The following is a 25255-nucleotide window of genomic DNA, read 5'->3' as shown; positions in this document are numbered from 1 at the left end:
GTGTTTGATCAGTCACATGTCGACCACGACCCCGCGCTCCACCGCTGACGCCCAGCGCGAGCGGATCACCGCCGCCGCTGTGCACGTCTTCGCCCGCACCGGCTACTCCGCGACCCCGATCACCGAGGTCGCGGCCGAGGCGGGGGTCTCGCCCGCCTACGTCTTCCGGCTCTTCCCGGGCAAGCTCGGCGTCTTCGTCGCCGCGGTCGACCGCTGCTACGCCCTGGTGGCGTCGACGCTCGCCGCGGCGGGGGAGGCGTCGCCGTCCCTCGACCCGGCCGACCGGCTCGAGGCGATGACCCTCGCCTACATCGACCTGATCGCCGACCGCGACCTGATCATGCTGCAGTCGCAGGCGCAGAGCGCGTGCGAGGTGCCCGAGATCCGCGAGGCGGTGCGCCGGGGGATCTCGGCGGTCGTCCGCACGGTGACCGTCGTCTCCGGTGCCGACGGCCCGGCCGTGCAGCGCTTCCTCGCCTACGGCCAGCTCTGCCACCTGATCGTCCAGACGGACCTCGGCGGCGTCGACTCGGAGTGGGCGCGGATCGTCTCGGCGGGCATCCGGCACCACGACTGAGCGCCGGCACGCCTGCTGGTCGAACCTTTTCCGTCTTCACAGAAGTGACTGTCCAGTCACTCACACCCACCCCAAGGAGCACACCATGACCACCACCGTCCCGCGCACCACCACTCGCGTCGTCCTCCCCGGCCTCGTCGAGCCGTCCGGACTGCTGCTCGAGCAGGCCGTCGTCGAGCCGCCGGCGGCCGGCGAGCTGCTCGTGGCCGTCGAGGCCACCGGCATCTCCTTCGCCGAGCAGTCGATGCGCCGCGGCCGCTACTTCGCTCAGCCCGCCTTCCCGTTCACCCCGGGCTACGACCTGGTCGGTCGGGTGGCCGCGGTCGGTCCCGGAGGGGACGCGTCCCTCGAGGGCCGCCGCGTCGCCGCGCTCACCAAGACCGGCGGCTGGACGGGGCACGCCCGCGTCGCCGCGCGCGACTGCGTCCTCGTCCCCGAGGGCGTCGCGCCGGAGGACGCCGAGGCCGTGGTGGTGAACGGAGTGACGGCCTGGCAGATGCTGCACCGCTCGGCCCGGCTCTCGCGCGGTGACACGATCCTCCTGTTCGGGGCGAACGGCGGCGTCGGCGGCCTCGTGCACCGGCTCGCCCGCCTCGAGGGGATCCGGGTGATCGGCGCCGCCTCGCCGCGGCACCACGACGCCCTCCGCGCGGCCGGCGTCGAGCCGGTCGACTACGCCGATCCGGAGCTCACCGCCCGCGTCCGCGAGCTCGCGCCCGGCGGTGTGCAGGCCGTCTTCGACAACATCGGCGGGGAGACCACCCGCCTGGCCTGGTCGCTGCTCGCGCCCGGCGGTACCCTCGTCGCCTACGCGATCGTCAGCGCGAGCACCGGCAGCATCTGGCCGCCGTTCCTGAAGCAGCTCGCCCGGATCCAGGCGTACCAGCTGACGCCGAACGGGAAGCGTGCCGTGTTCTACGACCTCTGGGCCGGCCACTCGCTGCGGCCCGCGCGGTTCCGCGCGCGGCTCGAGGAGGATCTGGGCCGTGTGCTCGCGCTGCTCGCGGACGGCTCGCTCACGGCCAACATCGCGGCGCGCTTTCCCCTTAGCGGGATCGTGGCGGCGATGGAGCTGGCGGAGTCGCGGACGCTCGACGGCAAGGTGATCCTGCTGCCGTGACGGGGGCGGCGCGCACGCGTGGGAAAATCGGGGTGATGTCCTCCCGAGCCGCATGAGCGCCGCCACCTACCTGACCGCCTCGATCCCCCTGCGTCTCGCGAGCGCGGGGATGGTCGTCGCCCTGCCCGTCCTCGCCGTCGAGCGACTCGACGACGTCGCCCTCGGCGGGCTGCTCACCGGGGCGGCGCTGTTCCCGAGCGTGATCGCGGCCCCGCTGGTCGGCACGGTGCTCGACCGGGTGCGCGCCCCGCGCCGGCTGCTGGTCGGCGCGGCGCTCGCCACCGCCGCCTCCTTCGCGCTCGCGTCGTTCCTCGGCGACGTCCCGACGGTGCTGATCGCGTTGCTCCTGGTGATCGCGGGCCTCGCGACCCCGGTCTACATGGGCGGCATGTCGAGCTTCGTCACCAGCGCGATCGCCGATCCGCGCCGCGCCTACGCCCAGGACTCGCTGTCGTACACCGTCGCCTCGATCGGCGGGCCCGCGATCGCCGGGCTGGTGATCGCGGTCGCCTCCGCCCGCTTCGCGATGCTCGCGATGGCGGCCCTCGCGCTCGTGGGCGTCCTCGGCTCGCTCGCGCTGCGGATGGAGGCGCGACCCACCCCGACCGTGGGCGTCCGGCGCACCATCGCGGCCGGCGTCACGCACCTCGTGCGGCACCGGCCGATCGCGATCGTCACCCTCTCGGGCACGATCAGCCAGATCGGCGGCGGGGCGGCCGGAGTCGCGGCGATCGGACTGTCGCTCGAGCGGGTGGGCAGCACCGCGGCCGCGGCCGGGCTGCTCACAGCCTTCGCCGTCGGCGGTCTGCTCGGTGCGATCGCGGTCGCCGTGCGGCGCTGGACGCACCGCCCGCCGGCCTGGGTGATGGGCGCCGGCTTCGCCGCGACCGGCGTCGCTCTGCTCGCCGCCGCTCCCGACCTCGGGATCGTGGTCGCCCTCGTCGCCTTCGCCGTCGCCGGAGTCTTCACCGCGCCCGCGAACGCGGCGATGCTGCTGCTGCGCGATCAGGAGAGCCCGGCGGCCGTCCGCTCCCAGGTCTTCACCATCGGCGCGGGCCTGCGCGCCGCCGCCGCGGCGGTCGGCGCCGCCCTCGCGGGCGCCGCCTCGGGCCTGGACGCCGGCTGGCTCATCCTCGGCATCGCCGCCGTCTGGATCGCCTCGGGCCTGCTCCTGACCCTCTTCCCCCGCCCCCTGCCGGCCCGCGAGCCTTGATCCCCCGCCGCGAGATGCCACTTGTGAGCGCGACACGCCGTGAGAAGCGTGCACAAGTGGCATCTCGCGGGGAGGGTCAGGCGGCGGCGCCCGCCAGGGTGCCCGTGTTGGGGCCCGCGGGGTCGATGATCAGGCAGTTGATGGTGCGGTCGCCGCCGTCCCAGCTCTCCTGCGTGGGGTAGTAGTAGCTGAAGTCGTACTGCGACTCCTCGTAGCTGACACCGACGAAGCCCTCGAAGGCCGCCTGGCAGCCGTCGTCCGCCTGCGCGGTGGTCTCGGTCTCGCCGGGGTACGCGTCGGCCTCGGCCATCGTGATGTTCTGGAAGACCTCGTAGCTGTGCGCCTCGGTGCACGGCACGGTCGGGACGTCGGTGACCTCGGTCGCGGTCTCGCTCAGCTCGTCGTTGAGGCAGTCGCCGACGCGGAGCTGGAAGACGTCGGTCGTGCCGCCCTCGACGATCTCGCCGGAGGTGTCGTCCCGGGTCTCGCCGCCCATCATGCTGTTGATCCCCGAGCAGCCGGTGAGGCCGAGGGCGAGGGCCGCTGCGGCGGCGAGGACGAGGGAGGAACGGCGGCGGTTCATCGGGTGCTCCAGACGGCGGCGGTGACGGTGACGGCTCCCAGGGTAGGGCGGGGGAGCGGCCGGTGCGACCCCCTGTGCGGTGCCGCGTGCGGTGTCGTTCCCAGGCGAGTGGAGTCGAATGGGGGCATGGCTCAGAAGACCGTCGCAGACCAGCTCATCGCCCAGCTCATCGACGCCGGGGTCGCCCGGATCTACGGGATCGTCGGCGACTCCCTCAACCCGATCGTCGACGCGGTGCGCCGCAGCGGCGGCTCGGCGAAGGGCGGGATCGACTGGATCCACGTCCGCAACGAGGAGGCGGCCGCGTTCGCCGCCGGCGCCGAGGCGCAGATCACCGGGAAGCTGGCGGTGTGCGCCGGCAGCTGCGGGCCCGGCAATCTGCACCTGATCAACGGGCTCTACGACGCGCACCGATCCGGCGCCCCGGTGCTCGCGATCGCGAGCCACATCCCGAGCGGCGAGATCGGCTCCGGCTACTTCCAGGAGACGCACCCGGACCGGCTCTTCGTCGAGTGCTCGCACTACCGCGAGCTGGTCTCGACGGCGGCGCAGGCCCCGCGGGTCGTCAACGCGGCGATGCGCAGCGCCGTCGCACTCCGCGGCGTCGCGGTGGTCACCCTCCCGGGCGACGTCGCCGAGTTCGAGGCCGTCGGCGAGTTCCCGGCGTTCGCGCTGCCCGAGCGGCCGACTCTCGTGCCCGCGGCGGCGGACGTCCGCGCCCTCGCGCAGGCGATCGACGACGCGAAGACCGTCGCGATCTTCGCCGGCGCCGGAGTGCGCGGCGCGCACGACGAGGTCGTCGCCTTCGCCGAGTTGATCGGCGCGCCGATCGGGCACAGCCTGCGCGGCAAGGAGTGGATCCAGTACGACAACCCCTACGACGTGGGCATGACCGGGCTGCTCGGCTACGGCGCCGCGCACGCGGGCATCCACGACGCCGATCTGCTGATCCTGCTCGGCACCGACTTCCCCTACGAGCAGTTCCTGCCGGACGCGTCGAAGGTCGTCATCGCGCAGGTCGACTCCGACGCGTCGAAGCTCGGCCGCCGCGTGAGCGTCGCGCACCCCGTGCACGGCGACGTCGCCGCGACGCTCGACGCGCTCACGCCGCTGGTGCAGCGCAAGAGCCACCGCTTCCTCGACAAGCTCCTGAAGAAGCACGAGAAGCTCGTCACCGGCGTGGTCGGGAAGTACACGGAAGTCGCCACGAAGCGGCCCGTGCACCCCGAGCTGGTCGCCTCGACGCTCGACGCGCTGCTCGCGGACGATGCGATCGTCACCGCCGACACCGGCATGGGCAACGTCTGGCAGGCCCGGTACATCACGCCGAACGGGCGCCGCCGGCTGCTCGGCTCGTACTCGCACGGCTCGATGGCGAACGCGCTGCCGCAGGCCGTCGGCGCTCAGCTCGCGCAGCCCGGCCGCCAGGTCGTCTCGCTGAGCGGGGACGGCGGGCTCTCGATGCTGATGGGCGAGCTGGTGACGGTCGCCGCCTACAAGCTGCCCGTGACCATCGTCGTCTTCAACAACTCCACCCTCGGGCTGGTGAAGGTGGAGATGCTCGTCGACGGCTTCCCCGACTTCGCGGTCGACGTGCCGATGGTCGACTACGCGCAGGTCGCGACGGCGGTCGGCATCCGGGGGATCCGGGTCGAGGACCCGCGCGAGGTCGAGGCGGCGCTGCGGGAGGCGCTCGCCGACCCGGGGCCCGTGCTCGTCGACGTGGTGACGGATCCGCTCGCGCTGTCGCTGCCGCCGACCGTCACCGGGGCGCAGGTGAAGGGCTTCGCGCTGGCGATGTCGAAGATGGTGATGAACGGCGGCACGGGCGAGGCGATCGCGCTGGCCCGCTCGAACGTGAAGCACGCGCTGCCGTGATCGACGCTCCCGCGATCGATCGTGCCGCCCTGGCGACGGGCACCTGGTTCGTGCGCGGCTCGAGCCTGCCGCTGTGGCGGGGGCGCGAGGGGGTCGCGATCACCTACGCGCCGCTGCCGAGCGGCGAGTTCGGCGACGTCGTCAGCTGGCGTGGCCGGCGCTCGGCGCGCTACGTGGTCGGGATCGACGCGCCCGACCCGGCGGACCCCGACGGCTTCCGCTGGCGGGGCGTCGAGCCGCTGACGCTGCTGGCCCGCAGCCGCTGGTCGTTCGTCGCCGCGGACGAGGCGGCGGGCTGGGCGCTGACCCGCTTCGCCCGCACCCCGTTCACTCCGGCGGGCGTCGACGTCTACGTCCGCGAGGCGCGGCCGGCGCCGGGCGTGCTGGCGGCCGCCCTCGCGGCGTGCGCGGCGGACCCGCGCACGGCACCGCTGCGCCCCCGGATGTTCGAGGTCGCTGCCTGACCCTCTTTGCTGGTCGAGTAGCCGCGCAGCGGCGTATCGAGACCCGCGCGATCAGAGGCTCTCGCCGATGGCGATCGCGTCGGCCTCGACCGCGGCGCTCTCCTCGCCGTGGGCGTCCGCGCGCACCAGCGTCCGCCGCCCGAGGAACACGATCAGCGACGCGACGAGCACCGCGCCTGCGGCCGCGTACATCGGGAAGGCCGGCGAGATCGCGACGGCCAGCGCGGACGCGGCCGGCGGGGCGATCGCGCCGCCGAGGAAGCGCACGCCCGAGTAGGCGGAGGACGCGACGGAGCGCGGCAGCTCGGTCGCCTCCATCACGCACTCGGTGAGCACCGTGTTGACGATGCCCAGCAGCAGCCCGCCGACGATGATGCAGACGATCAGGCCGACCCGCGAGGAGATCAGCAGGCCGCCGGCGACGAGGTCGAGCGCGAGCAGCGCCAGCACCGAGCGCAGCACGACCGTGCGCGGCAGCCGCGCGGTGAGCAGCGGAGCGGCGAACACCGAGGTGATCGCGACGCCCAGCCCCCAGCCGAAGAAGGTGAAGCCGAGACCCATCTCATCGAGCCCGAGCGGGTACGGCGTGTAGGCCAGCAGCACGAAGAAGCCGATGTTGTAGAAGAGCGCGGCACCGGCGAGGGTGCGGATCGCGGGCACGGCCAGCGCCTTGAACGGCGCGGAGAGCGGCGTCGGGGTCGGCCGCGGGCCGTCCTCGCGCAGGAGCGTCGCGATGGCGATGAAGCCGACGGCCATCAGCACGGCGGTGCCGAAGAACGGTCCGCGCCAGGAGACGGAGCCGAGCAGGCCGCCGAGCAGCGGGCCGATCGCGATGCCGACGCCGAGCGCGGCCTCGTAGAGCACGATCGCTGCGGAGGATCCTCCGCTGGCCGCGCCGACGATCGTCGAGAGCGCGGTCGAGATGAAGAGCGCGTTGCCGAAGCCCCAGCCGGCGCGGAAGCCGATGACGCCCTCGACGCTGCCGGCCGTGCCGGCGAGCGCGGCGAAGACCACGATCAGCACCAGGCCGATCATCAGCGTCTTCTTCGCGCCGATGCGGCTGGAGAGCCAGCTGGTGAAGAACATCACGATGCCGGTGATGACGAGGTAGCTGGTGAACAGCAGCGACGTCTCGGTCGGTGTCGCCTCGAGGCTCTCGGCGATCGCCGGGAGGATCGGGTCGACCAGGCCGATGCCCATGAAGGCGATGACGGCGGCGAAGGCGACGGCCCAGACGGCGAGCGGCTGCCGGAGGATCGAGCCGCCCGCGGCGGGGGAGTGGGGAGTGGACACGGAGGGGCCTTTCGGGGGAGGGGTCGGAGGTTCAGGAGGCGGGGCGGCCGGCGACGCGCAGGACGCGCGCCTCGACGAGAGCGGCGGCGCGCTCGAGGGCGCGGCGGTCGTCGTCGTCGAGGTCGTCGAACAGCGGGGCGAGGGCGGCGTCGAGGCGGAGGCGGTGCTCGGCGAGCGCCGCGGTTCCGGCCTCGGTGCCCTCGATCAGCCAGGCGCGGCCGTCGCTCGCGTCGTGCACGCGGCGGATCCAGCCGGCCTCGTCCAGGCGCGCGACGATGCCGGTCATCGTCGGCTGGGTGACGCGGACGCGCGCGGCGAGCTCGCCCAGGCGGAGCGGGGAGGCGGTGCGCAGCTCGGCGAGCGTCGACCAGACCGCTCCGGACTGCGCGCCGAGACCCGTGGCGCCGCTGGAGCGGCCGGCGAACCGCGCGAGGGCGGTGGCGGCGGAGGCGAGGCGGACGGGCGCGGAGGGTTCGAGCACGTGCTTAAACATAGCACGCCTATGTATCGCGGCGAACGGTCGCCGGATCGCTCCTCCACTGTCCTTCTCCACGGTCGCCGTGCCAAAATGGTTCGCAATCCCTTGCCGCGCCCCGGCATCACCGACGGAAAGAGTTGTCATGCCCACCCCGCCCGCACTCGAGGCCGCTGTCGACTGCGACGTCGTCGTCATCGGCGCCGGCGCCACCGGCCTCACCGCCGCCGTCCGGCTGCAGGAGCGGGGCCGGCGCGTCGTCGTCCTCGAGGCGCGCGACCGCGTCGGCGGCCGCCTCGAGACCCGCGTGGTCGACGGCCAGCTGCTCGAGCTCGGCGGCCAGTGGGTCTCTCCCGATCAGACCGCGCTGCTCGAGACGCTCGACGAGCTGGGCCTCGACACCTACTCCCGCTACCGCGACGGCGAGAGCGTCTACATCGGCGCCGATGGGAGCGCCCGCCGCTTCACCGGCGACGTCTTCCCCGGCGGCGAGCGCACCGAGGCCGAAGTCGAGCGGCTGATCGGCGTCCTCGACCGCCTCGTCGCCGAGACCGACCCGGCCGCGCCGTGGTCGCATCCGCTCGCGCACGACTACGACCGGATCAGCTTCAGCGCCTGGCTGGAGGCGCAGAGCGACGACGCGGAGGCGCGCGCCAACATCGCGCTCTTCATCGCCGACGCCATGCTCACCAAGCCGGCGCACTCCTTCTCGCTGCTGCAGGCGCTGCTGATGGCGGCGAGTGCGGGCAGCTTCGGCAACCTGGTCGACGCCGACTTCATCCTCGACAAGCGGGTCCTCGGCGGTCTGCAGCAGGTCCCGGAGCGGCTCGCCGAGCGGGTCGGCGCCGAGCGCGTCCTGCTCGGGCGGCCGGTCCGCTCGATCGAGTACGGCGACGACGGCGTGACCGTCCGCGCCGACGGCGTCACCGTGCGGGCCCGCCGCGCGATCGTCGCCGTGCCGCCGAACCTCGTCAACCGGATCAGCTTCGACCCGCCGCTGCCGCGGCTGCGCCAGCAGGCGCTCCAGCACCAGTCCCTCGGGCTCGTGATCAAGGTGCACGCGACCTACGCGACCCCGTTCTGGCGCGAGGACGGCCTCTCCGGCACCGCGTTCAGCCCGCACGCCCTCGTGCACGAGGCCTACGACAACTCCAACGCGGGCGAGGAGCGCGGCACCCTCGTCGGCTTCGTCTCGGACGAGAAGGCAGACCGCGTGCTCGCGCGGCCCGCGGCCGAGCGGAAGGCCGCGATCCTCGACTCCCTCGCCGCCTACTACGGGCCCGCGGCGCTCGATCCCGTCGTCTACTACGAGAGCGACTGGGCCTCGGAGGAGTGGACGCAGGGTGCGTACGCCGCCAGCTTCGACCTCGGCGGTCTCACCCGCTACGGCGCGCTGCAGCTCGAGCCCGTCGGCCCGCTCCGCTTCGGCTCCAGCGACCTCGCGGCCGAGGGCTACCAGCACGTCGACGGCGCGATCCGCGTCGGGCGGCGCCTCGCGCAGGAGATCCTCGACGAGGACGCCGCCGAGGACGCGAACGACGACGACACCGCCGACGCGACCGCGCCGGCCCACGACCGTGAAGGAGCACTCCCCGCATGAGCAGCACCGGCAGCACCTACGCCGTCATCGACCCGGCCTCGGGCGAGACGCTGAGCGAGTACCCCGGCACGACCGACGCGGAGCTCTCCGACGCGATCGCGGCGGCCCACGACGCCTACTCCTCCTGGTCGCGGACCGTCCCCGTCGCCACCCGCGCCGCGCTGATCGCCCGCGTCGCGGAGCTGCACGTCGAGCGCGCCGACGCCCTCGCCGCGATCATCGTCCGCGAGATGGGCAAGCCGCTCGATCAGGCGCAGGGCGAGGTCGGCTTCGCGGCCGACATCTACCGCTACTACGCCGAGAACGGCGAGGAGTTCCTCAAGGACGAGCCGATCGCACTGACCGACGGCACCGGCTCCGCGTTCGTCCGCCGCTCGGGGCTCGGCGTGCTGCTGGGCATCATGCCGTGGAACTTCCCCTACTACCAGGTCGCCCGCTTCGCCGGCCCGAACGTGGTCAACGGCAACACGATCCTGCTCAAGCACGCGCCGCAGTGCCCGGAGTCGGCCGCCGCGATCGCCGACATCTTCCGCACCGCCGCCGAGGAGCTCGGCGCCCCGGCCGGCGTCTACGTCAACCTCTACGCGAGCAACGACCAGGCCGCGACCGTCATCGCCGACCCGCGGGTGCAGGGCGTCTCCGTCACCGGCTCCGAGCGCGCGGGAGCGGCCGTCGCCGAGATCGCCGGCCGGAACCTCAAGAAGGTCGTGCTCGAGCTGGGCGGCTCCGACCCGTTCGTGCTGCTCTCCACCGACGACCTCGACAAGGCCGTCGAGGACGCCGTCGCCGCGCGCCTGGACAACAACGGACAGTCCTGCAACGCGGCCAAGCGCTTCATCGTCATCGACGCGCTCTACGACGCCTTCGCGGAGAAGTTCACCGCGGCGTTCACCGCCGCCGTGCCCGCCGACCCGTTCGCGGAGGGCACGCTGCTCGGACCGCTCTCCTCCTCCGCCGCGACCGAGTGCCTCGAGCAGCAGCTCGCCACCGCCCGCGAGCAGGGAGCGACCGTCCGCGCGAGCGGCGAGGTGACCGGCAACTTCTTCCCGCCGGCCGTCCTCGAGGACGTCACCCCCGAGATGAACGCCTACCGCGAGGAGTTCTTCGGCCCCGTCGCCGCGCTCTACCGCGTGCACGACGAGGACGAGGCGATCGCGCTCGCCAACGACACCCCCTACGGCCTCGGCTCGTACCTCTACACGACCGACTCGGAGCAGGCCCTGCGCCTGGCCGACCGCATCGACGCCGGCATGGTTTGGGTGAACCTCGTCCTCGGCGACGCGGCCGAGCTCCCCTTCGGCGGCGTCAAGCGCTCCGGCACCGGCCGCGAGATGGGCCGGAGCGCCCTCGAGGAGTTCGTCAACAAGAAGCTGATCCGCATCGCCTAGGCCCGGCAGGGCCGGGCCAGCGCGACGGCGACGTTGCGCTCCACGGTCTCTTTCAGAAGCGTCGCCTGATCGTCGTCGAGAGTTCTCCACGCGGTGTCGTTCCTCGCCGCGACGCCGCGCGCCACCTCTTCCACGAGAGCGACGACCTCCTCCTCGTCGATCCCCGCGCTCCTCGCGAGCTTCCGCCAGTGGTTCTGCGTCACCGCCTGCGGGAATCCCGCGCCGGCGATGCGCATCGCCAGCTCCTGATCGAACGCCGGGTACAGGCCGGTCGGAACCGCGTCGTAGATCGGGGCGAGGCTGACGGCGTCGGGCCGGAGGAGGACGGAGTAGTTCTTGGCGTGCGCGTCGGCGTTGCCGATGAGGACGTTGAAGGCCAGCTGCCGGAGGAAGGCGAGCACCACCCCGCCGGTCGCGTCGATCGACCGGAGCTTCTCCACGATCTGCGCGGCCGTCACGGAGTACTTCCGTGCAACGTCGATGCCCAGCGCCTGGGCGAGATCCTCTGCGTGGAGTCGTGTCGCGAACAAGGTCTTGTCGTCGAAGACGCGGTCGAAGCGCTCCACGACGAACGCCGTCTGATCCGTCATCTGCAGGACGGCCGCCCGGGGAGCCGGGAGGCCGGCCTCCGCGGCCAGCGTCAGCGCGGACGCTTCCGCCTCCTCGAAGTGGAGATGCTCCGGGCGCGCGGGCTTGACGATGTGCGTCGAGGGGACGGCGGCGTTCGACCAGTACCAGTTCCGGTCCACTCGAGCCAGGGCGAACTTCCCCTGCGTTCCCGCCAGGGAGAAGCGCGCGGGAGTCTGTCGCGGCACCCAGGCGTCCGGATCGAGCTTGATGCTGTTGATGCGGTCGGCGACGTCCCGATCGAGAGCGGGATTCAGCTGCGCCAGTCCCGTCGGCGGTGCCTCGCCGTCGGGGAGGAGCACCAGGCCGCCGGCGACGTCACCGCCGACCGTCCGCAGGAGTTCGAACGTCCCCGTGCTCGCGACCCCGTAAGCCTGTGCCATCCGGCGTCGCGTGTGCTCCTGGTCGGGCAGCAGGTTGTCGAGGAACCTCGCCGCCGCCGCGCGCGTCGTCGTGCCCTCGCGCGGCAGCGACAGGGAGATCGGCGTCGAGGGTGCGTCGTCGGAGTAGCTGAAGCTGATCCTGCCGTCGGCGTCTCTGGTGAACTGCCCGGCATGTCGGCCTTCGAGCCACGCTTCGAGTCGTTCCGTCATCGCAGCACCAGATCGGGAAGTGCGGTCGGCTCGACGCCCAGGGCGTCGAGCACGCGCCGGGCGGTCGAGGGCCGCGACACCGGCAGACCGCGTTCGAGGCGTCGAACGTCGGAGACCTCCACCTCCGCGGTTCGCGCGAGGTCGTCGATCGAAAGTCCCATGATGCGTCGCTCCGAGCTCACGGTATCCGCCAGGTCTTCCCGGCGTCGCAGGTACTCGCGTCGCGGTCGGTGCAGAGCCTCCCGCACGTAGTCGGGATCACCGTGGAGTGCGTGCTGCACGAGATTGGTGCCGAAGTCGACGAGCCCGGACTCCACCTCTCCACCCCACCAGTCCGCCAGCAACCCGGCGGGGTCCTGGGACGTACGAAGTCGGCGGATGCGCGCGGCGGTCCTGGCGCGCTCCTGCCCCTCGAGGCCCGACAGGGTCCGCTCGTGCAGGGCGTGCGCCAGCGACTGCCGCGACCTGACGGAGAGCGGACGGCGCGAGCGTGCGCCGGGCACCTCCGTGACCTCCCAGCGGCGGCCGACCTTCGTCGCCTCGATCCGGCCGGCGGCGATCAGCGCCACCACGCGGCGCGGAGTCACCCCGAGTCGCTCGGCGGCGTGCTTGACGTCCATGACACAACTGTACCGCTCGGGTGTCCGGAAGCATCGTGGCCGCCTGAAGGCGGGTAAGCTCGCCCGTCATGCGCGTCTTCGGCTGTCCGCACTGCGAGGCGCGGGTGGAGTTCGAGGACGCGCGGTGCCTGCGCTGCGGCACGGCGCTCGCATACGACGTCGATGCGGACGAGCTCGTCGAGGCCGAGGGGCGCGCGCTCTGCGTCTACCGCGGCACGATCGACTGCACCTGGCTGGCCGCGGAGGGGACCGGCGGCGCCTGCGCCTCCTGCGCGCTGACGAGCGCCCGGCCGCCAGCCTACGACGCGGCGACGCTGAGCCAGCTGACCGTCGCCGAGTTCGCCAAGCGGCGGCTGCTGCGCCAGCTGCGGCACCTCGACCTGCCGGTGCACCGGGGGCGGCGGCTGTCCTTCGAGCTGCTCTCCTCCGCGCAGGGTCCAGTGACGACGGGGCACGCCGACGGCGTGATCACCGTCGACCTCGCCGAGGGGAACGACGCGCACCGCGAGGCGCTCAAGGCGCGGCTCGGCGAGCCGTACCGGACGATGCTCGGCCACTTCCGGCACGAGATCGGCCACTACTACTGGCAGCTGCTCGTCGACGGGTCGCCGCTCCTGCCCGCGTTCCGCGCGCTCTTCGGCGACGAGCGGGCCGACTACGGCGCCGCTCTCGACGCGCACTACGGCGGCGCCTCGACCGAGGACTGGGCCCGCGACCACATCTCGCAGTACGCCACGACGCACCCGTGGGAGGACTTCGCCGAGACCTTCGCGCACTACCTGCACCTCGCCGACGCCCTCGAGACGACGGCCGCCGTCGGTCTCACCGTGGCCGGGCCGTGGGGCCGCCTCCCCGAATCTCTCGTCGGCAGCGTGCAGGCCACGGGCGCGCACCGCGTCGCGGACCTCGAGATGCCCGAGATCCTCGCCCGCTGGCACGGCTTCTCCCTCGCGCTCAACAGCGTGAACCGCTCGATGGGCAAGGACGACCTCTACCCGTTCGTGATCACACCCGCGATCGCGGAGAAGCTCGCCTGGGTGCACGAGCTGGTGCGCCGGGGGGCGTGACGCTCAGGCCTCGCCGTCCAGCAGTCGGCGCGGCGCCCGCGCCTCCCACGCCTCGCGGAGCAGCCGCCCGAGCTCGTCCGCGTCGATGCGCTCCAGCCGCACGAGCACGCTCGGATGCCCGTCGTAGTGGCTCGTCGTGAAGTACGTCTCCGGGTCGCTCTGCAGCAGCGCCTCGCGCTCGCCGAGATCGGCCCGCCATGCGACGAGGACGCCCGGCCGCTCGTGCAGGCGGGCGAACATCCTCGGGCCGGCGTAGAACGCCGGGGTGCCGTAGGCGGTCCGCTCCTCGGTGCCGGGGAGCAGGAGCGCCAGCCGGCGCACGTCGTCGTCGTCGCTCATGCTCCCCAGTGTGCGCCGCTACTTCTTCTTCAGCGAGGACTCCTTGTGGGCGGCCTTCGCGTCGGTCTTGTCGCTCTGCACGATCCAGTAGGGCTCGTCGTCCGAGGCGTTGAACTTCTGCCCCTCGAACTGGAACTCCTTCGTCTTCTTCTCGACCAGCTCGCCGTGGGTCTCGCCCTGCGAGGTGTTCCAGCTGATCTTGTCGCCCTTCTTCATGAGGCGCTTCCTCTCTCCTGGGCCGCCGCGGTCGCCCGGGGCAGCGTGATGGTGGTGGTGACGTCGACGATGGCCGGGGCGGCCGGAGCCGACGAGAAGCCGAAGCGGACGGGCGGCGACAGCGGACGCAGCGCGCCCAGGTCCTCGCCCGCGAGGGAGGCCGTGACGCCCAGCACCCGCCGGATCGCGCGGACGCCGTAGTACTCCCGCTTGCCGTGGCCGGCCGAGCCCGCGGTGCTCACGCCGCGCACCAGCACGGACGCGACCGGCGAGATCGCGGTCAGCCAGGCGGGGTCCTCGGCGAGCGGCCGCGGGACGATGCGCAGCAGGCGGCCGAGCGGCGTGAGCCCGCCGAGCCGCAGCGACAGCTCCAGCGGCCCCGCGGAGGCGCCGATCCCGCCCGGGATCCGGCGCCAGGCGACCGGAGCGAGTCGCACCTCGTCGAACGAGTACGTCGAGCCGATGAAGTCCGCGACCTCCTCGGTCGGCGCGATCAGGGTCCGGTGCCCGTCGGCCCGCTCGAGCATCGCGTCGGCGAACGCGCCGAACGGCGTGCTCTCCCACAGGCCGAGCACGATCCGGGTCCCGGAGGCCGTGCCGAACCCCGCGATGCGCCCGCTGAAGCGCAGGCGCCGCGAGGTCCGGCCCGGTGTCATCAGGCGGCCGAGCGCAGCAGCGTGAAGGAGGCGTCGCGCACGATCAGCGTGGTGACCTCGCCCTCGACGACCTGCTCCGGGTCGCTCGAGCAGGCGAGCACCCACTCCGCGCCGGGCGCGTCCGGCACGGTGAACTCGACGCCGTTCTCGGCCGAGTTCAGCAGCAGCGCGAAGCTGTCGCTGCCCTCGGCGCGGAAGACGAACGTGATCGTCCGGGCGTCCGGGTTGTCCCAGTCGTCGTCGGCGAAGCCCTTCGCGTCGGAGCGAAGGATGTCGACCGTCTCGGGGCCGTCGCCGGGGGCGCGGCGGAACCACTTCGGGCGCAGCGCCGGCTCGGCCTTCCGCAGCGCGATCAGCTCGCGGGTGAACGCGAGCAGGTTGAGGTCCGCGTTCTCCCAGTCGAACCAGGAGATCTCGTTGTCCTGGCAGTAGGCGTTGTTGTTGCCGCCCTGGGTGCGCGCGATCTCGTCGCCGCCGAGGATCATCGGCACGCCGGCCGAGAGCAGGAGCGTCGCGAGGAAGTTGCGGCGCATCCGGGCCCGGCGCTCGTTGACGGCGCCGTTGTCGGTGCTGCCCTCCGCGCCGTTGTTGGAGGAGCGGTTGTCGCTCTCGCCGTCGTTGTTGTCCTCGCCGTTGGCCGCGTTGTGCTTGCGCGAGTAGGCGGTGAGGTCGGCGAGGGTGAAGCCGTCGTGCGCGGTGACGAAGTTGACGCTCGAGACGGGGGAGCGCTTGTCGGCCTCGTAGACGTCGGGCGAGCCGAGGATCCGCTGGGCCGTGGTGCCGAGCACCGAGTCGGCGCCGTGCCAGAAGTCGCGCACGTCGTCGCGGAACTTGCCGTTCCACTCCGACCAGTCGGCCGGGAAGCCGCCGACCTGGTAGCCGGCGGTGTCCCAGGGCTCGGCGATCATCTTGACGGGCGCGAGCACCGGGTCCTGCGCGATCAGGTCGAGGAAGGCGCTGTGCACCTCGGCCTCGCCGGTCTGGCGGGTGAGGGTGGTGGCCAGGTCGAAGCGGAAGCCGTCGACGTGCATCTCGGTGACCCAGTAGCGCAGCGAGTCCATGATCAGCCCGAGCGCCGCGGGGTGCGCGACGTTGAGGCTGTTGCCGGTGCCTGTGGTGTCGAAGTAGTTGGCGCGGTCGTCCTCGACGAGGCGGTAGTAGGAGCCGTTGTCGATGCCCTTGAAGGAGAGGGTCGGTCCCTTGTCGTTGCCCTCGGCGGTGTGGTTGTAGACCACGTCGAGGATGACCTCGAGGCCGGCCTCGTGGAACGCCTTGACCATCGCCTTGAACTCGTCGACCTGCGAGCCGTCGTCGCCGGCGTGCGAGTACTCGTTGTGCGGCGCGAAGAAGCCGAGGGAGTTGTAGCCCCAGTAGTTGCGCAGGTCCTTCTCGATCAGGTGCGAGTCCTGGACGAACTGGTGCACGGGCAGCAGCTCGACCGAGGTGACGCCGAGGTCGGTGAAGTGCTTGATCGACGCGGGGTGGGCGAGACCGCGGTAGGTGCCGCGGATGTCCTCCGGCACCTCGGGGTTCTGCTGGCTGAAGCCCTTCACGTGCACCTCGTAGACGACGGTCTCGTCCAGCGGGATGCGCGGGGCCTCGTCGCCGGTCCAGTCGAAGGAGTCGGGGTCGGTGACCACGCAGCGCGGCACGGCGGCCGCGTCGTCGGCGTCGTTGCGGGTGTCGGCGTCCTCGTAGAACTGGCCGAAGACGTCCTCGCTCCAGTCGTAGGAGCCCTCGATCGCGGTGGCGTGCGGGTCGAGCAGGAGCTTGGCGGCGTTGTGGCGAAGACCGTTGGCGGGGTCCCAGGGGCCGTCGACGCGCAGGCCGTAGCGGGTGCCGACCTTCATGCCGGGGACGATGCCGTGGAAGACGTGGCCGGTGCGGTTGTCCAGCGTGACGCGGGTCTCGGCTCCGGACTCGTCGAACAGGCAGACCTCGACGCTGTCCGCGGTCTCGGAGTAGAGGGCGACGTTGGCGCCGGCGTCGCCGCGGAGGGAGACGCCGAGGGGATAGGGGAAGGAGCGGGGAGATGCGGGCATGCAGCCATCCTGACGAACGGCGCCTGAGCGCTTCTCGCCCTTGTCCGGCGCGAGGTCGGCCGGTACGCTTCCTGGCCTTTCTTTCAGCGATCCCGTGGCGCAGGCGGCCGACGCGGGCATATAGTCAGCTGGCTTACTAATTGAACCCGGAGCCGATCCGGGTGGAGGAGGGCAGGGTCATGAGCGGGAACGGCGGACACCGCAGGTGGATCGGACTGGTCGTCATCAGTCTCGGGGTCGCGACGATCATCGTCGACTCGACGATCGTCAACGTGGCGATTCCGTCGATCGTCGCCGACCTCGGCATCAGCTCGACCCAGGTGCAGTGGGTGCAGGAGTCGTACACGCTCGTCTTCGCGGCCCTCCTGCTCGCCTTCGGCACCCTGGCCGACCGCTGGGGCCGGCGCCGGATGCTCGTCGTCGGCATCGCGCTCTTCGCGCTGTCCTCGATCGCCGCGGCGCTCGCTCCCACCGGCGATCTGCTGATCCTCTCGCGGGTGGTGCAGGGCGTCGGCGGCGCGATGGTGCTGCCCTCGACCCTCTCGCTGATCAACGCGACCTTCCGCGGCAAGGAGCGCGCGATCGCGTTCGCCGTCTGGGGGTCGACGATCGGCGGGATGACCGCGGTCGGCCCGCTGCTCGGCGGCTGGCTCACGACCGACTTCTCCTGGCGCTGGGCGTTCGGCATCAACATCCCGCTCGGGATCGTCATCGTCGTGGGCGCGCTGCTCTTCGTCGACGAGTCGAAGCAGCCGGACGCGGGCCGCGTCGACCTGGTCGGCGCGCTGCTCTCGGTCGTCGCCTCCGCCGCCCTGGTCTTCGGGCTGATCGAGGGGCGGAGCCTGGGCTGGTGGCTGCCCTCGCCGGTGCCGGTCGCCTTCGTCGTCGCGGTGCTCGCGACCGTGGCGTTCGTGCTCTGGGCGCGGGCTCGCGAGCGCGCCGGGCGCTCGGCGATGCTCTCCCTCCGGCTCTTCCGGCTGGCCTCGTTCCGCAACGGCAGCATCGCCGCGATGATCGTCTCGCTCGGCGAGTTCGGCATCATCCTCGCCCTGCCGATCTGGCTGCAGAACGTGCTCGGCTACTCGGCCGTGCAGACCGGGCTCGTGCTGATCGCCCTCGCGCTCGGCTCGTTCGTCGCCTCCGGCTTCGCGGGCGCGTTCGGCAATCGGGTCTCCGCCGTGCTGATCGTGCGGGTCGGGCTCGCAGCCGAGATCGCGGGCGTCGTCGGCATCGGCGCCGTCGTCTCCGACACGACGCCGTGGTGGGCGCTCGTGCCGTTCCTCGCCGTCTACGGCTTCGGCGTGGGGCTCGCGACGGCGCAGCTGACCGGCGTGGTCCTCCGCGACGTGCCGGTCGAGCTCAGCGGGCAGGGCTCCGGCACCCAGTCGACGGCCCGGCAGATCGGCTCCGCCCTCGGCATCGCGGTGCTCGGCACGATCCTCTACACCTCGACCGCGGGCGTGCTCACCTCGTCTCTGGAGGAGCAGGGCCTGCCGGCCGCGCAGGTGAGCAGCACCGTCGATGCCGTCGTCGACTCCTCGGGCGCCGCGATCGCCGGTCTCGCCGCGGACCCGGGCACGGCCGACGCCGCCCGGGCGGCGGGGGAGGCGCTCTCGGACGGCACGCGGTTCGCGGCCTTCGCGGCGGCGGGGTTCCTCGCCGTCGGCTTCGCGGCGACCCTCTCGCTCGGCTCGGGCGCTCGTCCCGAGGAGTCGATGGAGGGCGCCGAGGGCGCCGCGGTCAGCTCAGCGGAGCCGCGTCGTCGGCCGTGAACACGATCTTGCCGATCGTGCTGTCGGTGCCCTGGGCGCGCTGCGCGAGCACGGCCACGATCTCGTCGAGCGGATGCACGGCGCCCGCCGCGGGGATCAGCTCGCCCGAGGCCGCGAGGGACACCGCACGGCCGATCCGCTCGGCGCTCGCCGTGACGATCAGGTTCTGCACCCGCGGGCGGTCGCGGCGGAGGATCCCGGCCGCCTGCGCGCCGAGTGCCGGCCCGCTCGGCACCAGCGTCGCGTACCGTCCGCCGTCGGCGAGCAGGATCGCGGCGTCGTCCGGCGGCAGGTGCCCGGAGACGTCGAGCACCGCGTCGAAGCGACCGCCGAGCACGCCCAGATCGAGCAGCCGGTAATCGTGCGGCTCGGCGCCGAGCGCCCGGAGCGTGTCCGCCGAGGCGGCCGAGCCGGTCGCGGCGACGATGCAGCCGGCCCGCACGAGCAGCTGCACGACGAGGTTCCCGATCGCACCGGAGCCGCCGCCGACGAGCACCTGCTCGCCCGCGCGCACCCGGAGTGCGTCGACCACGCCGATCGCGGTGCCGCCGGACATCGCCAGCGTGACGCCCTGCACCTCGTCGAGGGCGTCGGGCAGCGGCACGAGGGAGCGGCCGCGCACGATCGACGCGTCCGCGAAGGCGTCGCCGTCGCGGGTCATCCCGACCACGCGGTCGCCGATCGAGACGGAGTGGTCGCCCGGGCCGAGCGCCTCGACCGTGCCGGCGATGTCGAGACCGAAGCCGTAGGGGCGCCGTCGGCCGACGGCCATGATCCGGGCGGCGCCGGAGAGGATCTTCTCGTCGGTCGCATTGATGCTCGCGGCGCGCGTGCGCACCAGCACCTCGCCGCGGCCGGGCATCGGCACGGGCGCCTCCCGCCAGGAGAGCACGTCCGGCCCGCCGAACCGTTCGTAACCGAGTCGTCGCACTTCCCGCTCCCGTCGTCGCGCCGCCGAGGCGGTCGTCCTCCGAGCCTAGGCGCTGAGCGCCCGGTGCTACCGTGGCCGCCATGAGCGCAGACGACAGCCCCGAGTTCGCCGGATTCACCAGCGGAGGCTCGGCGAACGTCGAGCAGCCCGACGACGTGCACCCCGCGGACGCCGGGAACGAGGAGAGCACCACCCCCGAGCAGAGCGACGACCCCGACCACCCCTACGACTCGATGGCCGAGAGCGGCACCGAGAACACCGCGGAGGACGAGGTCGGCTCCCACGAGGACGAGGAGGGGCTGCTCGCCCCCGGCAGCACGGCCGAGGGCGCGGGCACCTCGCTCGGCGCCGTCCCGACCGAGGCGCGGCGCGAGGCCGAGCCGCTCGGCGAGCACGACGGCGAGGCGGGCTCGGGCCAGCTGGCCGACGAGCGCTGGCGGAGCAACGGGGTCGACCCGCTCGGCTGAGGCCCCTGACCCGCTCGGCTGAGGCCCCAGACCCGCTCGGCTAAGGCCACTGACCCGGCTCGGCGTCCAGGAACTACTCCGGTCACTCGGAGGACCCGCCCTGGCGGGACCCGTACGGTTCCGGAGGACGCGGCACGCCGGCCGCGTGGACGGAGAGTCTCATGTCGATGTTCCTCAACCGCACGCGAGAGATCCGCTGGACCCCGGACGAGCGGCGGGCCCTCGCCGAGGCCGTCGCCGAGGACCGGGCCGAGCTGTGGCGCAGCGTCGGCGAGCTGGACCGCACCGTCGTCGTCTCGACGGAGGATCCGGGAGTGCGCGGCGGGGCCCGCTGGCCCACCGATCACCGCGCGTTCCTGCGGGTCGAGCGCGGGTCGTCCGTGGTCCTCGCGACCGACGGGCTCAGTGATCCCTTCGACCGCCTCTCCCGCCCCGGCACGGGACTCGGGCTCGAGCTGTGCCTCGAGACCTCCGCCCTCCGCGGGATCCCGGCGGCCGATCTCTGGAACCACTGGCAGTTCCGCGTCCTCTACGAGGCCGCCCGCCTCGCGGCGCTGCAGGGCGTCTGCTGCCGCACCGGGGTCGACACCGCGGTCCTCGCCGGAGCGGCGGCGCCGCCGGCCTGGACCGACGAGCACGGCTCGGTCGGCGTGCTGCTCGGCCTGCGCGGCGGCGGACTGCCGGAGCGCCTCGAGCTCGCGACCGGTGACGTCGAGCTGGTGACCCTCACGCCGCTCTGGCCGGAGGAGTACGCCTGGGCGTCGGTCGACGCCTCCGCCCGCGAGGAGATCGCGGCGCGCCTGCGCGCGCTGCCGCACGACGAGCTCGTGCACGTGGCGCGTCCCCGCGTCGTCTGAGCGCGGTCGGCGCCTGCCCATCGGGCGACCGCGGGGCGGCGCCTGCCCGGTGGTCGAGTAGCCGCGGAGCGGCGTATCGAGACCTGCCGTCGCCAGAACGTCCGGAGTGCGTGGATCTCGATACGCCCTCTGCGAGGGCTACTCGATCAGCAAGGGGGGACCCGGCTGTCAGGGGCGGTCGTCGGGCTCCGGGGTCAGCATCATCTCGCCGGTGCTGTTCGCGTGGGCGATCAGCTCGTCGATCCAGGCACGGTTGAGCGCGGGCCGACGGCCGCCGTGGAAGCGGAAGTGCAGCGGCGTCGCCGGGTGCACCCAGATCGAGCTGCGGCCGTAGCCGCTCGACTCGGGCTCACTCCAGGAGAGGCTGAACGACTCGTTGCGCCGCATCTTCGTGAACATCGCCACCTTGAGGTGGGCGAGCACGCGGTCGTCGAAGTCGATCTCGAGTGACTGCGGCCCGTAGATCAGTCGTCCCATGGACGCGAGGATACCGCCCGCGGCGCCCGGCGCGGCCGGCCCGGGAACGGCGAACGCCCCGCCCGCCGGATCCGAGGATCGCGGTGGACGGGGCGTTCAGCGCTCGAGACGAGCGCGAGCGTTGTGACGCAGAGGCCGGTGATTACTCGCCGACGCCGCGGATGTTCGCGGCCTGCGGGCCCTTGCGGCCCTGCTCGACGTCGTACTCGACGTGCTGGTTCTCGACGAGCTCGCGGTAGCCCTGCTTCGCGATGGCGGAGAAGTGCGCGAACACGTCGGCGCCTCCGTCGTCGGGAGCGATGAAGCCGAAGCCCTTTTCGGAGTTGAACCACTTAACGGTGCCAGTAGGCATTTCTTTTCCTTACGTGATGGTGACGCCCGCGTGAGCGGTCGTCGTTAGATTTCGCACAGCTGTGCGGTACCCGGTCCGCTCGGTCGCCGCGGGTGAAACACGCGCCGACCGGGTGATCCGGGTCGTCTGGGGGCGGAGGTCGCGATTCCACGAGGGGAGTGCGCCTGCGCGGGGGAGAACGTCCCGCTCGCCGAGGGTGTCGGAGAGGCGGGGGTCGAACGAGGAACGGCGCGGCTTCCGCGGCGTCCTGTGAAGGGCGGTACCCGCGGGCGAGGCGGGCGTTCGAACCGGCGGATCGAGAGCGATGCGCTCGATCGGTGCGGTCTCTATCAGGGGCTGAGTCTCTTCGTCGTCGTGCGACTTCTCAGCCGTGGAATTCGGGCGAGTGCCCAGGAGATGTCCTCACTCTACGGGAGAGGAGCACCCGAGCGCGACCGCCGGGCCGAGACCGGCGCGCCGAACGGCCCCGCGACGGGCCGGGGCGTGTGGCACGATGCAACTCCGGGTGCGGCTCGCGCGCCCCTACGGCGAGGTGTCGATGCCGCTCCCCAGTGCCGCGAGCGCGGCCGCCGACGCGCTCGAGCTACGCCGCGAGCAGGCGGAGGTCGGCACGGTCTGCGCGCGGCGGGCCGGCGGCATCTTCGCGGCGGCGTCCGCCCTGCACCTCGTCACGCTCGCCCCCGAGGCGCTGCTCGCGGTGCTGCCCAGCGCGATCCTGCTCGTCGTGAGCGCCGCGATCCAGCTCTCCTCCCGGCGCTCCGGTGCGGGCGGCGTCCGCGCGGTCGTCGCCGGCGTCGTGCTCGGCGTCGTCGCGCTCGCGGCGTTCCTCGGTCCGGGAGTGGCGGACGGCGACCGCACGGTGCTCAGCTGCGTGACGATGCTCGCCTCGATGACCCTGCCGACTCCGCTGCTCGCGATCTGCGCCTCGCGGCGGCTGGTCGGGGCCGCGGTGCTCGGCGGCGTCCCCGCCCTGGTGCTCGCGGTGGCGGCGACCTGGGGGTCGGGTCGCGCGCCGTTCGTCGCGCTCTCGGTCGTCGTCTGCTGGGTCGTCGCCGCCGTCGGCGCCCGCTGGCTGGCCTCGAGCGTCGAGCGCGCCCGCGCCGGCACCGCACGGCTGCGGACCGCGCACGCCGCCGAGCGCCGCTCGAGCGAGAGCGAGGCGAGCCGCCGCCGGGAGGCGCGGCTGATGCACGACACGATCCTCTCGACGCTCACCCTCCTCGCGCACCGCGGCGAGGGTGTCCCCGGCGACCCTGCGCGCGCAGGCCGAGGCGGACCTCGCGCTGCTGCGGCGGCTGGACCGGGCCGAGCCGGAGCCGGCGCCCGCGAGCGCGGCGGGCAGCCGCGTGCCCGCGGTGCTCGCCGAGGTCGGCCGCCGCGCCCAGGCGCTCGGCGTCGAGGTGCACTGGCACCTCGGGAGCTGGCGGGACGTGCCGCCGGCTCCCGCGCTCGACGCCCTCGCGCGCGCGACCGGGGAGTGCCTCGAGAACGTGCGGCGCCACTCCGGAGTCGCCGCCGCGCACGTCTCGCTCGACGGCGACGAGGACTCGGCGCGGGTGGCCGTCTCGGACGCCGGCCGCGGCTTCGACCCGGCGACCGCGCCCGAGGGACGGCTCGGGCTCGCCGAGTCGGTCGTCGGGCGGATCGAGGCGGTCGGCGGCACCGTGCGGATCTTCTCCGCGACCGGCGCCGGCACGACCGTGCTGATGAGCGTGCCGCGATGAGCGACCGGCCCGCGACCGACCGCTCCGGCGCCGACCGCTCGGGCGAGGGCACGCTCGTCGAGCTGGTCCGCGCGGCCGGGCAGGGGCCGCGCACCCTCGACTCGGTCCGTCAGCGGATCACCCGCACCCACCGGCTCACCGCGAGCTACCTCAGCGTCGGCTTCATCGCGATCACCGTGTCGCTGGTGGTGCGCGGTCTCGCCTCGTTCCTCTGGGCGCTGAACGACCGCTCCGCGACCTGGCTGTCCGGCCTCTCCTGGGTCCTGGTGCTCGCGGCCCTGGCCGTGGGCGTGCTGACCGCGGTGTCGCGGCACGGGGAGCTTCCCGGGAGCGTGCTCGCCGGCGTCCTCGCCGTCGATACCGCGGCGCTGCTGCTCGAGTTCGCGGACTACGCGCTGCCGGCACCGGCGCCGCTCTACTACCCGACGGTCTGCATCGGCGTGGGCGCGACGGTGCTCGCGCTGCTCGGCTTCCAGCCGCTGTCGCGGAGCACCCTCGCGATCGCGCTGCTCGTCGGGCTCAGCGTGCTCGGCATGCTCGCTCAGGCGCTGCTCGCCGACGCCGGGTCGAGCATCGCCGTCGGCAACGTGCTGCTCGCGACCACTCCTGTCGCGGTCTACGCAGCCCTGCTCACGGCGCTCGACCGGCACGTGCACCGCGGGCTCGATCGCACGCTGGCCGACAGCGTGATCGACGGACCGGGCACGGGACCGGGCAGCCTCGCCGCGTCGGAGCTCGCCCGCGTCGACGCGGAGATCGCGGAGCTGCTCGAGGAGGTCGTCCGCCGGGACGCCGAGGGCGCCGCTCCGCTCGACGCGGCGCTCGGCGAGCGGGCCCGGACGCTCGGCGACGAGCTGCGCGCGGTGCTGGCGGCCCGGCACGACCACACCTGGCTCCGGATCGCGGTCGAGGAGTCGGCGCTGCTCTCCGAGGCGGTCGTCGTGCGCGATCCGCAGGGGATCGCCGCGGAGCTGGCTCCGCCGGACCGCTCGCGGCTGCTCTCGGTGCTCTGGCTGCTGACGGCGCAGGAGCGCGCGGGCCGGCCGGCGGTGGAGCTGGCGCTCGCGCGCGGCAGCGGGCCGGCGGATCCGATGCGGCTGATCCTCGGTGCTCCCGGACTGCGGCCACGCGACGTCGACCCCGCCGTCTGGGGCATCCTGGGGGAGATCGGCGTCCACCGCGTCTCGGCCGAGAGTCCGGGGACGACGATCGAGCTCCACCACCGCCCGCCCGGAAGGCCCGCATGACGACGACCGCGACCGAGGAGACTCCGGCCATCGCCCTCGCGATCCTCGACGACCACCCGATCCTGCTGAGCGCGCTCTCGGAGTGGATCAACCGCTCCGGCTCCGACATCCGCGTCGTCGCGACGGCGTCGAGCTGGACCGGACTGCTCGCCCACCCGCGCTTCCCGACCGACGTCGTGCTGCTCGACATCGACCTCGGCGACGACCTCGACCTGGCGATGAAGATCCGCACGATCATCGCCTCCGGCGCGGCGCCGATCATCATCAGCACGCACTCGCAGGCCGAGACCATCGCGCGGGCCCTGGCGGCGGGGGCGCGCGGCTACCTGGTGAAGAGCGAGCGGACCGAGGTGATCCTCGAGGCGATCCGCACCGCGGCGCGCGGCGAGTGCTTCCTCACCCCGCAGACGCGGGCGCTGCTCGGCGGCGGCATCGGGACGGGGCCGCTGTCACCGCGGGAGCGCCGGATCGTCGGGCTCTTCGTCGAGGGGCTCTCGCTCAAGCAGGTCGCGACCGAGCTCGGCATCACCCAGGACGCGGCGCGCAGCGCCCTGCGGAACGCCCGGGCGAAGTACCGCGCCGACGGCGTGAGCGCCGGTACCAAGATCGCGCTCCGCCGCCAGGCGCTGCGCGACGGCATCATCGGCCGCACGCCGTAGCGGGCCGGGTCGGTCGAC

At 73.2% G+C, this 25255-nt stretch carries 27 protein-coding genes; 14 read left to right on the top strand and 13 right to left on the bottom strand.

All coding sequences use genetic code 11. The annotated features are described in order from the left end of the window. Window positions 1-16: 16 nt before the first annotated feature. The 3 genes from GSU72_RS16760 (at window position 17) to GSU72_RS16750 (ending at window position 2910) form a co-directional block, all read left to right on the top strand. Window positions 17-577, top strand: a complete 561-nt coding sequence (locus tag GSU72_RS16760; protein ID WP_159986050.1) for a TetR/AcrR family transcriptional regulator — start codon at window positions 17-19, stop codon at window positions 575-577. Window positions 578-662: 85 nt separating this feature from the next. Beyond that, the gene (locus GSU72_RS16755) at window positions 663-1697 is read left to right on the top strand and encodes a medium chain dehydrogenase/reductase family protein (protein ID WP_159986049.1); all 1035 of its coding nucleotides are present in this window, start codon (window positions 663-665) and stop codon (window positions 1695-1697) included. 52 nt (window positions 1698-1749) lie between these two features. Next, window positions 1750-2910, top strand: a complete 1161-nt coding sequence (locus GSU72_RS16750; protein WP_159986048.1) for an MFS transporter — start codon at window positions 1750-1752, stop codon at window positions 2908-2910. Window positions 2911-2986: 76 nt separating this feature from the next. On the opposite strand, the gene GSU72_RS16745 is transcribed toward GSU72_RS16750, so the two are convergent. Further along, a complete protein-coding gene (locus GSU72_RS16745; protein WP_159986047.1) occupies window positions 2987-3493 on the bottom strand; it encodes a septum formation family protein in 507 nt (168 codons plus the stop codon). A 126-nt stretch (window positions 3494-3619) separates the two neighbouring features. Between GSU72_RS16745 and GSU72_RS16740 the strand changes: the two genes are divergently transcribed. Then, the gene (locus GSU72_RS16740) at window positions 3620-5371 is read left to right on the top strand and encodes a pyruvate dehydrogenase (protein WP_159986046.1); all 1752 of its coding nucleotides are present in this window, start codon (window positions 3620-3622) and stop codon (window positions 5369-5371) included. Further along, entirely contained in the window at window positions 5368-5835 is a 468-nt protein-coding gene (locus GSU72_RS16735) for a hypothetical protein (protein WP_159986045.1), read from the top strand. Before GSU72_RS16740 ends, GSU72_RS16735 begins: the two co-directional genes overlap by 4 nt. Window positions 5836-5886: 51 nt before the next feature. On the opposite strand, the gene GSU72_RS16730 is transcribed toward GSU72_RS16735, so the two are convergent. Then, entirely contained in the window at window positions 5887-7128 is a 1242-nt protein-coding gene (locus GSU72_RS16730) for an MFS transporter (protein WP_208545088.1), read from the bottom strand. 31 nt (window positions 7129-7159) lie between these two features. After that, window positions 7160-7609: a MarR family transcriptional regulator gene (locus GSU72_RS16725; protein ID WP_159986044.1), complete on the bottom strand. Its 450-nt coding sequence runs from the start codon at window positions 7607-7609 to the stop codon at window positions 7160-7162. Window positions 7610-7748: 139 nt separating this feature from the next. On the opposite strand from GSU72_RS16725, the gene GSU72_RS16720 reads away from it, so the two are divergent. Beyond that, window positions 7749-9203, top strand: coding sequence for an NAD(P)/FAD-dependent oxidoreductase (locus GSU72_RS16720; protein ID WP_159986043.1), 1455 nt, complete (start codon window positions 7749-7751; stop codon window positions 9201-9203). Further along, window positions 9200-10591, top strand: a complete 1392-nt coding sequence (locus GSU72_RS16715) for an NAD-dependent succinate-semialdehyde dehydrogenase (protein ID WP_159986042.1) — start codon at window positions 9200-9202, stop codon at window positions 10589-10591. Before GSU72_RS16720 ends, GSU72_RS16715 begins: the two co-directional genes overlap by 4 nt. Here the strand turns inward: GSU72_RS16715 and GSU72_RS16710 are convergent. Further along, window positions 10588-11811, bottom strand: coding sequence for a HipA domain-containing protein (locus GSU72_RS16710; RefSeq protein ID WP_159986041.1), 1224 nt, complete (start codon window positions 11809-11811; stop codon window positions 10588-10590). The two genes, GSU72_RS16715 and GSU72_RS16710, sit on opposite strands and share 4 nt — an antisense overlap. Next, window positions 11808-12431, bottom strand: a complete 624-nt coding sequence (locus tag GSU72_RS16705; RefSeq protein WP_279631691.1) for a helix-turn-helix domain-containing protein — start codon at window positions 12429-12431, stop codon at window positions 11808-11810. Before GSU72_RS16705 ends, GSU72_RS16710 begins: the two co-directional genes overlap by 4 nt. 68 nt (window positions 12432-12499) lie before the next feature. Here GSU72_RS16705 and GSU72_RS16700 point away from each other — a divergent pair, with 68 nt between their 5' ends. Further along, entirely contained in the window at window positions 12500-13498 is a 999-nt protein-coding gene (locus GSU72_RS16700) for a putative zinc-binding metallopeptidase (protein ID WP_159986039.1), read from the top strand. Between the two features lie 3 nt (window positions 13499-13501). Here GSU72_RS16700 and GSU72_RS16695 read toward each other — a convergent pair whose 3' ends face one another. Genes GSU72_RS16695 through glgX form a run of 4 tightly spaced genes read right to left on the bottom strand, consistent with a single transcriptional unit; the run spans window position 13502 to window position 16751 of the window. After that, window positions 13502-13837 carry an MmcQ/YjbR family DNA-binding protein gene (locus GSU72_RS16695; RefSeq protein WP_159986038.1) on the bottom strand — a complete coding sequence of 112 codons (336 nt, stop codon included), beginning with the start codon at window positions 13835-13837 and terminating at the stop codon, window positions 13502-13504. Window positions 13838-13855: 18 nt separating this feature from the next. Beyond that, on the bottom strand, window positions 13856-14053 hold the full coding sequence (locus tag GSU72_RS16690) for a DUF2945 domain-containing protein (protein ID WP_123701627.1): 198 nt from the start codon (window positions 14051-14053) through the stop codon (window positions 13856-13858). Beyond that, entirely contained in the window at window positions 14050-14709 is a 660-nt protein-coding gene (locus tag GSU72_RS16685; protein ID WP_159986037.1) for a hypothetical protein, read from the bottom strand. Before GSU72_RS16685 ends, GSU72_RS16690 begins: the two co-directional genes overlap by 4 nt. After that, on the bottom strand, window positions 14709-16751 hold the full coding sequence (gene glgX / locus GSU72_RS16680) for a glycogen debranching protein GlgX (protein ID WP_159986036.1): 2043 nt from the start codon (window positions 16749-16751) through the stop codon (window positions 14709-14711). Before glgX ends, GSU72_RS16685 begins: the two co-directional genes overlap by 1 nt. Window positions 16752-16930: 179 nt before the next feature. Here glgX and GSU72_RS16675 point away from each other — a divergent pair, with 179 nt between their 5' ends. Then, window positions 16931-18523, top strand: a complete 1593-nt coding sequence (locus GSU72_RS16675; RefSeq protein WP_159986035.1) for a DHA2 family efflux MFS transporter permease subunit — start codon at window positions 16931-16933, stop codon at window positions 18521-18523. Here GSU72_RS16675 and GSU72_RS16670 read toward each other — a convergent pair. Further along, window positions 18492-19454, bottom strand: coding sequence for an NADP-dependent oxidoreductase (locus GSU72_RS16670; protein WP_159986034.1), 963 nt, complete (start codon window positions 19452-19454; stop codon window positions 18492-18494). The two genes, GSU72_RS16675 and GSU72_RS16670, sit on opposite strands and share 32 nt — an antisense overlap. Window positions 19455-19534: 80 nt before the next feature. Here GSU72_RS16670 and GSU72_RS16665 point away from each other — a divergent pair, with 80 nt between their 5' ends. Together GSU72_RS16665 and GSU72_RS16660 are read left to right on the top strand one after the other, a co-directional pair. Continuing rightward, window positions 19535-19921 (top strand): hypothetical protein, encoded by a 387-nt coding sequence (locus GSU72_RS16665; RefSeq protein ID WP_159986033.1) that lies wholly within the window; start codon window positions 19535-19537, stop codon window positions 19919-19921. 161 nt (window positions 19922-20082) lie between these two features. Beyond that, on the top strand, window positions 20083-20778 hold the full coding sequence (locus GSU72_RS16660) for a hypothetical protein (protein WP_159986032.1): 696 nt from the start codon (window positions 20083-20085) through the stop codon (window positions 20776-20778). Window positions 20779-20946: 168 nt separating this feature from the next. Here the strand turns inward: GSU72_RS16660 and GSU72_RS16655 are convergent, their stop codons facing one another. The 3 genes from GSU72_RS16655 to GSU72_RS16645 form a co-directional block, all read right to left on the bottom strand. Continuing rightward, a complete protein-coding gene (locus GSU72_RS16655; RefSeq protein ID WP_159986031.1) occupies window positions 20947-21255 on the bottom strand; it encodes a hypothetical protein in 309 nt (102 codons plus the stop codon). 142 nt (window positions 21256-21397) lie between these two features. Next, entirely contained in the window at window positions 21398-21607 is a 210-nt protein-coding gene (locus tag GSU72_RS16650) for a cold-shock protein (RefSeq protein WP_055786246.1), read from the bottom strand. A gap of 522 nt (window positions 21608-22129) precedes the next feature. Then, on the bottom strand, window positions 22130-22822 hold the full coding sequence (locus GSU72_RS16645) for a hypothetical protein (RefSeq protein ID WP_208545087.1): 693 nt from the start codon (window positions 22820-22822) through the stop codon (window positions 22130-22132). Window positions 22823-22845: 23 nt separating this feature from the next. On the opposite strand from GSU72_RS16645, the gene GSU72_RS16640 reads away from it, so the two are divergent. From GSU72_RS16640 to GSU72_RS16630, 3 genes are read left to right on the top strand one after another with little or no spacing between them, the layout of a single operon-like run. After that, on the top strand, window positions 22846-23331 hold the full coding sequence (locus tag GSU72_RS16640; protein ID WP_159986029.1) for an ATP-binding protein: 486 nt from the start codon (window positions 22846-22848) through the stop codon (window positions 23329-23331). After that, a complete protein-coding gene (locus tag GSU72_RS16635; RefSeq protein WP_159986028.1) occupies window positions 23328-24578 on the top strand; it encodes a hypothetical protein in 1251 nt (416 codons plus the stop codon). Before GSU72_RS16640 ends, GSU72_RS16635 begins: the two co-directional genes overlap by 4 nt. Then, a complete protein-coding gene (locus GSU72_RS16630; protein WP_159986027.1) occupies window positions 24575-25237 on the top strand; it encodes a response regulator in 663 nt (220 codons plus the stop codon). The genes GSU72_RS16635 and GSU72_RS16630 overlap by 4 nt, the downstream gene beginning before the upstream one ends. Window positions 25238-25255: the final 18 nt, after the last annotated feature.

The organism is Rathayibacter sp. VKM Ac-2760 (genome assembly GCF_009834185.1).
In the GTDB taxonomy this organism is placed as follows: Bacteria; Actinomycetota; Actinomycetes; order Actinomycetales; family Microbacteriaceae; genus Rathayibacter.
The sequence above is the reverse complement of the archived record's forward strand: the minus strand, read 5'-3'. Positions and strand labels throughout refer to the sequence as shown.